The following is an 11,831-nucleotide window of genomic DNA, read 5'->3' on the forward strand; positions in this document are numbered from 1 at the left end:
AACTACCTAGTGCGTTAACTACGTCCCCTCGCAGCCTGCCCCACCCCCGTGGTTGGCCGGCTGCTGTCCCCGAGGAGTTCACGTGTCCGCTCACCCACAGGACGGCCGGCCCTCGGCCGCGCCGCCGCAGGGCAAGCCACGCAAGGCCGCCTTCGCCGCCTGGATCGGCAGCGCCCTCGAGTACTACGACTTCTTCATCTACGGCAGTGCCGCGGCCCTCGTCTTCCCCAAGGTCTTCTTCGACCCGGACGACCCGGCCACCGCCACCCTGATCTCCCTTGCGACCTTCGGCGTCGCGTACGCCGCCCGCCCCCTCGGGGCCCTCGTCCTCGGCCACTTCGGTGACCGGCTCGGCCGCCGGAAGATCATGGTCTGGACCCTGATCCTCATGGGCCTCTCCACCTTCCTCATCGGCTGTCTGCCCACGTACGCGCAGGTCGGCACCGTCGCTCCGGTGCTGCTCGTGCTGATGCGGGTGTTCCAGGGTCTGTCCGCGGCCGGTGAGCAGGCCAGCGCCAACGCGATGACGCTGGAACACGCGCCGGAACACCGGCGCGGCTACTACACGAGCTTCACCCTCAACGGCACCCAGGCCGGCCAACTCCTCGCCACCCTGGTGTTCCTGCCGGTCGCCGCCCTCCCGGACGAGCAGCTCTACAGCTGGGGCTGGCGCATTCCGTTCCTGCTGAGCGCCGTCGTCGCGGTCGCCGGATACGTCATCCGGCGCACCCTCGACGAGACCCCCGTCTTCCAACAGGCCTCCGCCGAACGGAAGGTGGCCAAGATGCCGCTTGCGGAGCTGCTCAGGAACCACTGGGCCGACGTGCTGCGCGTGGTCGCCGCGGCGCTGATCGCGACGGTCAGCACGATCTTCTCCGTATGGGCCCTCTCGTACGCCACGAGCGACACGGTCGGCCTCGACAAAACCGGCATGCTCTGGGTCGCCGGCAGCGCCAACGCGGTAGCGCTGCTCGCCATCCCGCTCTGGGCCAGGCTCTCGGACCGGATCGGCCGCAAGCCCGTCTTCCTCGTCGGAGCACTGGGCAGCGGCGTCATGATCTTCGTCTATCTGTGGGCGATCTCCACCGGCAGCTACCCCCTGATCTTCGTGACCGGAGTGCTGCTCTTCGGCGTCGTCTACAGCGCGGCCAACGGCATCTGGCCCTCGTTCTACGGTGAGATGTTCCCCGCCAGTGTCCGTCTTTCCGGCATGGCCATCGGCACCCAGATCGGGTTCGCCATCGCCGGATTCGCGGTGACCTTCGCGGCACAGATCGACGGCCCCGATGGCGATGGCTGGGTCGGCGTCGCGATCTTCACCGCCGCCTTCTGCGCCCTCTGCGCGATCGCCGTGGCCACGGGACGCGAGACGCACCGGGTGCCTACGGCCGAGCTGGGGCTGCGCACCGGGGACGCGAAGGCGCCGACGGCCGCGCCCGAGGCCGCCGCTCTCTGATTCCCTCCGATGGTCTTTGAACCGTCCGCCCCCACCGCGGTGTTGTGATCGACCGCCCCCCGAGACGACCCACAGGAATCCTCGATGACCTCGTACCTCACCGGCCTGATCGGCTCCGGTATCGGCCCCTCCCTGAGCCCCGCCCTGCACGAACGCGAGGCGGACCGGCACGGTGTGCGCCTCATCTACCGCACCCTCGACATCGACGTACTGGGCGTCGCGCCCGAGGCGGTGGGCGACCTTGTGCACGCCGCCCGGCACCTCGGCTTCGACGGTCTGAACATCACCCACCCCTGCAAGCAGCTGGTCATCGAGCACCTGGACGAACTCGCCCCCGACGCCGCCGAACTCGGCGCCGTGAACACCGTCGTCTTCCGGGACGGACGCGCCATCGGGCACAACACCGACGCCACTGGCTTCGCCCAGTCCTTCGCCCGCGGCCTGGCCGACGCGCCGACCGGTGACGTCGTACAGCTCGGCGCGGGCGGTGCGGGCGCCGCGGTGGCGCACGCCCTGCTGAACCTCGGCGTCGACCGGGTCACCCTGGTCGACACCGACCCGGCCCGTGCCGCCGCCCTCGCCGCGGCGCTGACCTCGCGCTTCGGGCCCGGCCGTGCGGTGTCCGCGCCCACCGGGGCCTTGGCCGAGCGCCTCGCCGCCGCGGACGGGCTCGTCCACGCCACGCCGATGGGCATGGTCGCGCATCCGGGTCCGCCCCTGCCGGTCACGCTGCTCAGGCCGGACCTGTGGGTGGCCGAAGTCGTCTACCGGCCGCTGGAGACGGAGCTGTTGCGCGAGGCGCGCGCCATCGGCTGCCGCACCCTCGACGGTGGAGGCATGGCCGTCTTCCAGGCGGCCGACGCCTTCCGGCTCTTCACCGGGCTCGAACCGCACACCGGCCCGATGCTCGCCGACCTCGGCGATCTGGCCGCCTTCCCGGCCTGACAGGAGAACAGAGAACATGCGTAAATCGATCGCCACCGTTTCGCTCAGCGGCCCGCTCTCCGAGAAGCTCACCGCCGTCGCCACGGCCGGATTCGACGGCGTGGAGATCTTCGAGAACGATCTGCTCGGCGGCCCGCTCAGCCCCGAGGAGGTACGCCTCCGCTGCGCGGACCTGGGGCTCGGCATCGACCTCTACCAGCCGTTCCGCGACTTCGAGGCCGTGCCCGCCGACGTGCTCGCCCGCAACCTGCGGCGCGCGGAACGCAAGTTCGCCGTGATGGAGCGCCTGGGCGCGGACCTGCTCCTCGTCTGCTCCAGCGTCGCCCCCGAGTCGGTCGACGACGACGCGCTCGCCGCCGAGCAACTGCGGCTGCTCGCCGACCGGGCGGCGGCCCACGGCATCCGCATCGCCTACGAGGCCTTGGCCTGGGGCCGGCACGTCAGCACGTACGACCACGCCTGGCGGATCGTCGAACAGGCGGACCATCCGGCCCTCGGCACCTGCCTCGACAGCTTTCACATCCTCTCCCGCGGTTCCGATCCCAAGGGCATCGCGGACATCCCCGGCGAGAAGATCTTCTTCCTCCAGCTGGCGGACGCACCCCTGATGGCGATGGACGTCCTCCAGTGGAGCAGGCACTACCGCTGCTTCCCCGGCCAGGGCGGCTTCGACCTCGCCCCTCTGGTGGCCGCCACCGTGCGCGCCGGATACCGAGGGCCCCTGTCGCTCGAAGTGTTCAACGACGTCTTCCGGCAGGCAGGGGCGGCCTCCACCGCCGTCGACGCGCTCCGCTCGCTGCTCCTCCTTGAGGAATCGGCAGGTCTGTCCACGCTCCCCGCCGCGGCCGAGCCCTCCGGTTTCGCCTTCGCCGAGCTGACCGCGGCCGACACCGAACCGCTGCGCGGAGTCCTTGAGTCCCTCGGCTTCGCCCACACCGCACGGCACACCTGGAAGCCGGTCGAACTGTGGGAACAGGGGGACGCCCGGATCCTGCTCAACACCGGCGTCAGTGTCAGCGCCGGCGGCCGTCGGCAAGGTCCCGCGCTGACCGCCATCGGCGTGGAGACCCCCGACCCGCAGCGAGCGGCGCGGCGCGCGGAGGCGGTGCTCGCCCCCGTGGTGCCCAGGCGCCGAGGGCCGCAGGACGCGCCCCTGGACGCGGTGGCCGCGCCCGACGGCACGGAGTTCTTCTTCTGCCGCACGGAGCAGCCCGACCACCCGAGCTGGACCGGTGACTTCACCGACGTACCGTCGCGCGCCTCGTCACCCGAGCCAGGGGACACGGCGTCACCCGAGCCAGGAGACACAGCGTCACCCGAGCCAGGGGACACGGAGGCGACCGTCCGCCACATCGACCACATCGCCCTCACCCAGCCCTGGCACCAGTTCGACGAGGCATCGCTTTTCCACCGGGGCGTGCTGGGCCTTGAGCCGGACGACAGCCTCGATCTGGCCGACCCCTACGGCCTCGTGCGCAGCCGGGCCGTCGCGTCCCCCGACGGCGGTGTGCGCATCGTCCTCAACATCGCGCCGGCGCCGGACGCCGACGGCAGCCGCCTTCAGCACATCGCGCTTGCGACGGACGACATCGTCGGCGCGGCCCGCCGCGTCCGCGAAACGGGCACGGGCCTCCTGCCGATCCCCGCCAACTACTACGACGACCTCGACGCCCGCTACGAACTCGACCCACAGCGCCTGGCCACCCTCGCGGAGCTCGGCATCCTCTACGACCGCGACGAGAACGGGGAGTTCCTGCACTGCTACACCGCCACGGTCGGGCGTGTCTTCTTCGAGCTGGTGCAACGCACGGGCGGCTACCGGGGATACGGGGCGCAGAACGCGGCCGTACGGCTCGCGGCTCAGCATCTTCACCAGCATTAGCCGGCATCCTCACCAGCACTAGACTGACCGGCGCCGATGAGTCCGCCCTGAGGAGCCGCATGGCCGCCGCTGTCCCCCCGCCGTCCCCGCCCGTCAAGCGAACCCGGGACGCGGCCCGTACGCAGGGGGAGATCCTCGACGTGGCCACCGAGGAGTTCGCGCGCATGGGCTACGCGGGGGCCAGGGTGGACGAGATCGCCGCCCGTATGCGGACCACGAAGCGGATGATCTACTACTACTTCGGCAGCAAGGACCAGCTGTTCACCGCCGTCCTGGAGCGGGCGTACAAGGTCATCCGGCACGAGGAGCAGCAGCTCGACGTCGGGCATCTGGACCCGGTGTCCGCCATCCGGCGCCTGGCCGAGCTCACCTTCGACCACCACGAGGCGCACCCGGACTTCATCCGCCTCGTCAGCATCGAGAACATCCACGAGGCGAAGCACATCGGCGCCTCGCCGAGTCTGGCGTCGCTCAGCTCTCCGGCGATCGACGTCATCGCCTCGATCCTCGAAACCGGGCGCGAGCAGGGCGTGTTCACGGCCGAGGTGGACGCCGTCGACCTGCACGCGATGATCAGCTCGTTCTGCTTCTTCCGGGTCTCGAACCGGCACACGTTCCGTGCGCTCTTCGGCCGCGACCTCACCGAGGCGTCCAGTCGTGAGCACTACCGGACGATGCTGGGGGACATGGTCATCTCCTACCTGACCTCGGATCTCCCTGCCACAGGCCGGAGTTGACCCTTCACCGATCGCTGGCCTCAGTGCGAGCCTCATCGCGGGCCGGCACCACCATCACCTCGGTGCCGGCCGCGCGCACCGCCCGTACCTGATCCGCCGCCAGGCCGTCGTCCACGATCAGCAGATCGAAGTCGGTCAGCGGCGCGAGCGCGTACAGACCGTCCTTGCAGAACTTGGTGTGGTCCGCGACAAGCACCCGCCGCGCCGCGCACTCCATCATCGCCCGCTTGACCTGCACCGTCTCCGGCGAGGTGTGGTAGCAGCGGCCGTTGGTGACGGCCGTAGTGGACATGAAGAGGACATCGGCGCGAAAGGCACGGACCGCGTCCGCGGTGTGCAGGCCCATGAAGGCGTCGTACGCCGGGAAGTACGCGCCGCCCAGCGTGATCAGCGAGACGCCGGGTTCCTTCGCGAGCGTGGTGATGGCCGGGAGTGAGTTGGTGAGCACGGTCAGCGGGGTGTGCTCGGTGACCTGGTGCGCGAGGAGCAGGCAGGTCGTGCTGTCGTCGAGCAGCACCGTCTGGCCCGGCACGAGCAGCGTCGCCGCGGCGCGCGCGAGGAGCTGCTTCGTCTGCGCCATGGTGGCCATTCGCTCCGCGACACTGCCGTGGAACTGCGCCGAGGGCAGCCCGGTCGCACCGCCGCGCACCTTGCGCAGCCAGCCCTGTGCCTGAAGGGCGTCCAGATCGCGGTGCGCGGTCATCAGGCTGACGCCGAACTCCTCGGCGAGGTCCGCGGTGCGCACGAAGCCGCGGCCGATGACGGCCTCACGCATCTGCCGCCGCCGCTCCTCCTGGGCCTCGACACGGTCCATCGCAGCGCTCCCTCCGGTGTCCGCGGCCCCTCGTCGTGGGGGCGCGTGTGTGAACTCGCCGCGTTATGTTCGCACGAATTTAACGCGCCTCCGCCGAGGAGAGCGGCGTCCGCGAGCGGCTCCCGTACGACACAACACGGCAGGTCGCCGCCCCGATGGGAAGATTCCGGCCGCCATTGACCCGCCTTTCCGGCCAGCGGTTCCATCACCTCGTCCGTCCCTCCTGCCGCCGCCGCAGAAAGGGGAGAGTCGATGCCGACTCCTCCGCCACCCCAGTCCGCACCTCCGCGTTCGCTGATCACACGCCTCGGCATCCCGCCGACCCTCGCCTGGGGCTACCTCGGGCTGCTCCTCTTCATGATCGGAGACGGCGTCGAGTCCGGCTATCTCTCGCCCTACCTGATCGACGAGGGCATCTCGCAGCCCCGCGTCGCGCTCCTGTTCACCGTCTACGGAGGCGCCGCGGCCATCGCCGCCTGGCTCTCCGGAGTGCTTTCCGACCTGTGGGGCCCGCGCCGCGTCATGTGGACCGGTCTGGGTATCTGGGGCGTCTTCCAGCTCCTCTTCCTCGTCCTGGCCATCCCCATGACCAGCTATCCGCTGATGATGCTCGGGTACGGCCTGCGGGGCCTCGGCTACCCGCTGTTCGCCTACGGGTTCCTGGTCTGGATCGCCTCGGTGGCACCGCGCGCCCGGCTCGGCACGGCCATGGGCTGGTTCTGGTTCGCCTTCACCGGCGGTCTGCCCACGCTGGGTTCACTGGTCGCCAGCGGACTCATCCCGCAGATCGGCGCCTACGCGACGCTGTGGTCCGCACTGGTGCTCGTGGCCGCGGGCGGACTCATCGCCCTGCTTCTGGTCCGCGACGACCGGGGCGGGAAGCGGTCGCGCGGCGAGGGCGAAGGGCCGCTCGCCACGCTCGTCGGCAGCGTCACGGTGCTGTGGCGCAATCCCCGGGTCGGCGCGGGATCGCTCGCGCGGGTCATCAACACGGCATCGCAGTTCGGCTTCTTCGTGATCATGCCGATCCACTTCACGAAGACGGTCGGCTTCAGCCTCACCGAGTGGCTTCATCTGCTCAGCGCGATGTTCGCCACCAACATCTTCGCCAACCTGCTCTTCGGGGTGGTGGGCGACCGGGTCGGCTGGCGCAGGACCGTCGCCTGGTTCGGCGGCGCGGGATGCACCGTCAGCACGCTGCTGCTCTTCTACGTCCCGAACGCGGCCGGCGACAACTTCCCGCTGGCACTGGCCGCCGCCGCGCTCTACGGGGCTACGCTGGCCGGATATGTACCGCTTTCGGCACTGGTGCCCTCGCTGGAGCCGCGGCACAAGGGGCAAGCGCTCGCCGCGCTCAACCTGGGTGCGGGCGCAAGCACCTTCGTCGGCCCCGCCATCGTCGCCGTCTTCGTCGGACCGCTCGGTGTCACAGGGGTGGTCTGGATTTTCGCGGGGATGCATGCGGTGAGCACCGTGCTCGCGCTCTTTCTGAAGCTGCCGGACGACGCGGGTGCGGCGGAGGCGGGCGGCGCGTCGCCGGACACCGCGTCCGCCGCCGCCCCGGGCACGGCGTCCGCCACCTCGGCCCTGGCGTGAAAGGACTGACCTGATGTCCGTACTGACCATCGACGTCGGCACCACGATGATCAAGTCGGTCGTCTTCGACGACCAGGGCAAGGAGATCGCGGTCTCCCGGCTCGCCACCGAAGTGCTCCGGCCCCACCCCGGCTGGGCGGAACAGGACATGGACGCCGTCTGGAACGCCGTCGTCCACACCGTCCGCAGCGTGCTGTCCGGCCTAGCCGACCCCGTCTGGCTGGTGTCCTTCACCGCCCAGGGCGACGGAGCCTGGCTCGTCGACGAGGACGGCCGCCCCACCGGGCCCGCGATCCTCTGGTCCGACGGCCGGGCGGGCGACCTGCTCACCGCCTGGCAGCGCGAGGGCGTCCTCGAAGCGGCCTTCCGCCTCAACGGGTCGCTGACCTGCGCAGGCATGCCCAACGCCCTCTTCCGCTGGCTCGCCGCCCACGACCCGGACCGCCTCGCGCGCTCCCGCACCTCGCTCACCGCCGCGGGCTGGCTCTTCCTGCGCCTCACCGGAGTCCGCGCCTGCGACGAGTCCGACGCCTCCGCCCCGTTCCTCGACCACACCACCGGGGACTACGACCCGCGGATCCTCGACCTGTTCGGCCTGAGCGACTACCACCGGCTCCTGCCGACCGTCCTCGGCGAGTCGGAACGGATCGCCGAGATCACCCACGACGCCGCGGGCCAACTGGGGCTCCCCGCCGGTCTTCCGGTCGTGATGTCCCCGTACGACATCGCCGCCACGGCCCGCGGCGTCGGCGTGGTCAACCCCGGGCAGGCGTGCAGCATCCTCGGCACCACCTTGTGCACGGAGATCGTCCGCACGGACGTGGACACCAGCGGTGAACCGTCCGGCATCAACATCGCCTACCGCGGCCGCGAGCGCGTGCTGCGCGCGTTCCCCACCCTCAACGGGGCGGAGGTGCTCGGCTGGGCCGCGCGGACGCTGGGGCTTCCCGGGCCGCCGGACCTCGCACGCCTGGCCTTCGAATCGGAGCCGGGCGCCCGCGGGTTGCTGTTCCTGCCCTACCTCTCCCCGGCGGGCGAACGCGCCCCGTTCCTCGACCCGCACGCCCGCGGGTCCTTCTGGGGCCTTTCCCTGGAGCACTCGCGCGCCGACATGGCCCGCGCCGTCTTCGACGGCCTCTCACTGGTCCTGCGCGACTCGCTTGCAGCGGCCCGCACGGACGTGAGCGAGCTGCGGCTGTGCGGGGGCGGCGCGAACAGTGACGCGTGGTGCGCGCTGATCGCTGACGCGACGGGAGTGCCGACCGCCCGCTCCGGCGACACAGAACTGGGCGCCAAGGGCGCCTTCCTCACCGGCCTCGTCCGCTCGGGAGCCGAGAGCAGCATGCATACGGCTGCCGCCAAGTACGTTCGGATGCAGAGCAGTTGGGATCCGGACCCGGAACGCGCGCAGTTCTACGCGGCTCTGTACGAGGACTTCATCGACCGGCGGGCTGTCGTGCGGGAGGCGGGCTGGGGTGGTGGGGCGGTCTGGCGGGGGAGCGGTGCCGCGGGGCAGGGCGGCGCCCCGCACGAAGCTGACAGCGTCCCCACTGCCGTGGGAGAAAACCATGTCTGAGGCCAATGCCGTGGACCACTACACCGCCCTGTATGAGGACTTCGTCGGCCGACGGGCCCTCGTGCGCGAGGCGGGTCGCAGCGGTGGCCACAGTGTGGCGGGTGAGCACGGCCGCGGGCGGGGCGGTGCCTCGTACGGAGTCGCCAGCATTTCCGCCGCCCTGGGGGATGTCGACGACGTCCCCGGTTCCGTCGAGCGCGCGGTTGGAGCGGTGGTGCGCTGTGGTGGGGGAGCAGTGTCCGCGGGGCAGGGCGGTGCCTCGTACGGAGTCGCCAGCATCTCCGCTGCCTCGGGGACGTCGGCCACGCCCCTGGTCCCGTCGAGCGCGCGGTTGGAGTGGTGGTGCGCTGTGGTGGGGGAGCAGTGTCCGCGGGGCAGGGCGGCAGCCCGTGCGGAGCCGACAGGATTTCCGCCGCTCGGGGGGATGTCGACGACGTCCCCGGTTCCGTCGAGCGCGCGGTTGGAGCTGTGGTGCGCTGTGGTGGGGGAGCAGTGCCTGCGGGGCAGGGCGGTGCCCCGTACGGAGTCGCCAGCGTCTCCGCCGCCCGGGGGGACGTCGACCACGCCCCCAGTCCCGTCGAACCAGCGGCTGGGCGGGAAGCCGAGTAGCCCCGGACGAAGCTGACCGCATTCCCGCAGCCCCAGGAGACCTACATGTCTGAGACCCAATCCGCCGACCGCGCCGCCCCCGACCCCCTCGACGGCATCTGGCTCGGCCTCGACCTCGGTACCCAGAGTGCCCGTTGCGTTGCCGTCGACGGTGCCGGGCAGCTTCTCGCCGCCGCCTCGCGGCCGCTGAACAGCCGTCGTGACGGCGTGCGCCATGAGCAGGACCCCGAGGAGTGGTGGACCGCCTTGGCCGCTGCCTGTCGCGAGGCCCTGGCCGGGCTCGACGCGGCTCGGGTCCGCGGGCTCGCGATCGACGGTACCTCCGGCACGATCCTGCTCGCCGACGCCGCAGGACGCCCGCTCACCCCCGGCCTGATGTATGACGACGGGCGCGCCGCCGACGAGACCGCGACCGTCAACGACGCCGGAGGAGCCGTCTGGCGGGAGCTCGGCTACCGGAGCATGCAGCCGTCCTGGGCGCTGCCCAAGCTGCGCTGGCTCCTTGATCAGCAGTCCGAGGCGTCCGGCGCGGGCCTCCGGCTGCTGCATCAAGTCGACCTGATCACTTGGCGCCTCGCCGGACATCAGGTCGCCGCCGACGCCAGCCATGCCCTCAAGACCGGCTACCACCTGATCGAGGAGCGCTGGCCGGACAAGGTCATGGCCGAACTGGGCGTTCCCGAGGGCCTGTTGCCCGATGTCGTACGGCCCGGCAGCGTGCTCGGGGTCGTGTGCGCCGCCGCCGCGGACGTCACCGGCATCCCCGAAGGCACCACCCTGGTCGCCGGAATGACCGACGGCTGCGCCGCCCAGATCGGCGCCGGAGCCCTGGCACCCGGCGCCTGGAACTCGGTGCTCGGCACCACCCTCGTCCTCAAAGGCAGCAGCCCGCATCTGGTCCGCGACCCGGCGGGCGTCGTGTACTGCCACCGCGGACCGGGCGAGAGCTGGCTGCCGGGCGGCGCTTCCAGCAGCGGCGCCGGTGTCATCTCCCGGCACTTCCCCGGCGAGGACCTGGACGAACTCACCGAGCAGGCCGCCGCGCTCGACCCGGATGCGGTCACCTACCCCCTGGTCTCCACCGGAGGCGAACGCTTCCCCTTCCGCGCCCCGGAAGCCGAGCCCTTCACCCTCGGCCAAGTCCCCACCCGCGCCGCCGAGTTCCACGCACTACTGCTCGGCGTCGCCTGCCTGGAACGGCTCTGCCTCGACTACCTCGACCACCTCGGCGCCCCCGTCGACGGCCCCCTCACCCTCACCGGCGGCGGCGCCCGCAACCGCTACTGGTGCCGGCTGCGCGCCGAGGTCATCGGACGTCCCGTACGCCTGCCGGAACAGGCGGAGGGTGCCATCGGCATGGCGGTCCTCGCCGCCACCTCCTCCGGAGCGAGCCTCCAGGAAGCGGCCGCGGCCATGGTCCGCGTCGGCGCGGATATCCACCCCTCGACGGACCGCACCGCCCGCTACCTCCCCGTATACCTCCGCTTCATCGACGAACTCACCCGCCGCGGCTGGCTCGACCAGGCCGTGGCCGACCACGCCCGCAGGAGGGCAGCGCAGTGACCGACTTCATCCTCGTACGCCATGGCGAAACCGTCTGGCACGCGGAGAACCGTTACGCGGGGCGCACCGACGTGCCCCTCACCCCGCACGGGCGCGAGCAGGCCGCCGCGCTCGCCGAGTGGGCCCGCGGCGCGGGGCTCACGGCCGTCTGGAGCTCCCCGCTCTCCCGCGCCCGCCTCACCGCCGCGCCCGCCGCCGACGCCTGCGGCCTCACGCCGCGCGTCGACGAGCGGCTCTACGAACTCGACTTCGGCCAGGGCGACGGCCTGACCAGGGACGAGATGCGACAGCGCTTCCCGGAACAGCTCGCGGCCTTCCTCGACGATCCGGTGGAGCACCATCTGCCCGGCGGTGAGGACCCGCGCAAGGCCGCCGCACGCGCAGCCGACTGCCTGGCCGACATCGCCCGCGAACAGCCGCACGGCAGGGTCCTGATCGCCGCCCACTCCACGCTCGTGCGGGTCCTGCTCTGCCACCTCCTCGGCATCCCCCTCTCCGACTACCGCCGCGTCTTCCCCCAACTGCTCAACGGCGCCCTCACGGAGATCCGCGTCGAGGACGGACAGACCGCACTGCTGCGTCTCAACGCCCCCGCGCTCCACTGATCCGCCACCCACCCGTACCGCCCGCATCGCCCTTCAGGAGACAGTACC

General features: G+C 71.4%; 9 protein-coding genes. 8 read left to right on the forward strand and 1 reads right to left on the reverse strand.

The window, feature by feature from the left end:
- The first annotated feature begins 82 nt into the window (after positions 1 to 82).
- From ACWGI2_RS23425 to ACWGI2_RS23440, 4 genes are all read left to right on the forward strand, one after another.
- A complete protein-coding gene (locus ACWGI2_RS23425) occupies positions 83 to 1,456 on the forward strand; it encodes an MFS transporter (RefSeq protein ID WP_453697390.1) in 1,374 nt (457 codons plus the stop codon).
- Between the two features lie 84 nt (positions 1,457 to 1,540).
- Entirely contained in the window at positions 1,541 to 2,401 is an 861-nt protein-coding gene (locus tag ACWGI2_RS23430) for a shikimate dehydrogenase (RefSeq protein WP_453697391.1), read from the forward strand.
- Positions 2,402 to 2,417: 16 nt separating this feature from the next.
- Positions 2,418 to 4,283, forward strand: coding sequence for a bifunctional sugar phosphate isomerase/epimerase/4-hydroxyphenylpyruvate dioxygenase family protein (locus ACWGI2_RS23435; RefSeq protein WP_453697392.1), 1,866 nt, complete (start codon positions 2,418 to 2,420; stop codon positions 4,281 to 4,283).
- A 59-nt stretch (positions 4,284 to 4,342) separates the two neighbouring features.
- Entirely contained in the window at positions 4,343 to 5,020 is a 678-nt protein-coding gene (locus ACWGI2_RS23440; RefSeq protein ID WP_453697393.1) for a TetR family transcriptional regulator, read from the forward strand.
- Positions 5,021 to 5,024: 4 nt separating this feature from the next.
- Here the strand turns inward: ACWGI2_RS23440 and ACWGI2_RS23445 are convergent, their stop codons facing one another.
- Positions 5,025 to 5,834, reverse strand: a complete 810-nt coding sequence (locus ACWGI2_RS23445) for a DeoR/GlpR family DNA-binding transcription regulator (RefSeq protein ID WP_453697395.1) — start codon at positions 5,832 to 5,834, stop codon at positions 5,025 to 5,027.
- Between the two features lie 252 nt (positions 5,835 to 6,086).
- Here ACWGI2_RS23445 and ACWGI2_RS23450 point away from each other — a divergent pair, with 252 nt between their 5' ends.
- From ACWGI2_RS23450 to ACWGI2_RS23465, 4 genes are all read left to right on the forward strand, one after another.
- A complete protein-coding gene (locus ACWGI2_RS23450) occupies positions 6,087 to 7,430 on the forward strand; it encodes an MFS transporter (RefSeq protein ID WP_453697397.1) in 1,344 nt (447 codons plus the stop codon).
- Positions 7,431 to 7,443: 13 nt separating this feature from the next.
- Complete coding sequence (locus ACWGI2_RS23455) at positions 7,444 to 9,006, forward strand: FGGY family carbohydrate kinase (RefSeq protein ID WP_453697398.1); 1,563 nt, start codon at positions 7,444 to 7,446, stop codon at positions 9,004 to 9,006.
- A gap of 654 nt (positions 9,007 to 9,660) precedes the next feature.
- The gene (locus ACWGI2_RS23460) at positions 9,661 to 11,178 is read left to right on the forward strand and encodes an FGGY-family carbohydrate kinase (protein WP_453697400.1); all 1,518 of its coding nucleotides are present in this window, start codon (positions 9,661 to 9,663) and stop codon (positions 11,176 to 11,178) included.
- Complete coding sequence (locus ACWGI2_RS23465) at positions 11,175 to 11,783, forward strand: histidine phosphatase family protein (RefSeq protein ID WP_453396262.1); 609 nt, start codon at positions 11,175 to 11,177, stop codon at positions 11,781 to 11,783. Before ACWGI2_RS23460 ends, ACWGI2_RS23465 begins: the two co-directional genes overlap by 4 nt.
- The last annotated feature ends 48 nt before the right edge of the window (positions 11,784 to 11,831 follow it).

It is taken from the genome of Streptomyces sp. NPDC054866 (assembly GCF_053610745.1).

Excerpts from the sequence above, each read along its gene's own strand:
- ACWGI2_RS23440 (WP_453697393.1), top strand. The coding sequence starts at position 4,343 with ATGGCCGCCGCTGTCCCCCCGCCGTCCCCGCCCGTCAAGCGAACCCGG.
- ACWGI2_RS23460 (WP_453697400.1), top strand. The coding sequence starts at position 9,661 with ATGTCTGAGACCCAATCCGCCGACCGCGCCGCCCCCGACCCCCTCGAC.
- ACWGI2_RS23450 (WP_453697397.1), top strand. The coding sequence starts at position 6,087 with ATGCCGACTCCTCCGCCACCCCAGTCCGCACCTCCGCGTTCGCTGATC.
- ACWGI2_RS23435 (WP_453697392.1), top strand. The coding sequence starts at position 2,418 with ATGCGTAAATCGATCGCCACCGTTTCGCTCAGCGGCCCGCTCTCCGAG.
- ACWGI2_RS23445 (WP_453697395.1), bottom strand. The coding sequence starts at position 5,834 with ATGGACCGTGTCGAGGCCCAGGAGGAGCGGCGGCGGCAGATGCGTGAG.
- ACWGI2_RS23455 (WP_453697398.1), top strand. The coding sequence starts at position 7,444 with ATGTCCGTACTGACCATCGACGTCGGCACCACGATGATCAAGTCGGTC.
- ACWGI2_RS23430 (WP_453697391.1), top strand. The coding sequence starts at position 1,541 with ATGACCTCGTACCTCACCGGCCTGATCGGCTCCGGTATCGGCCCCTCC.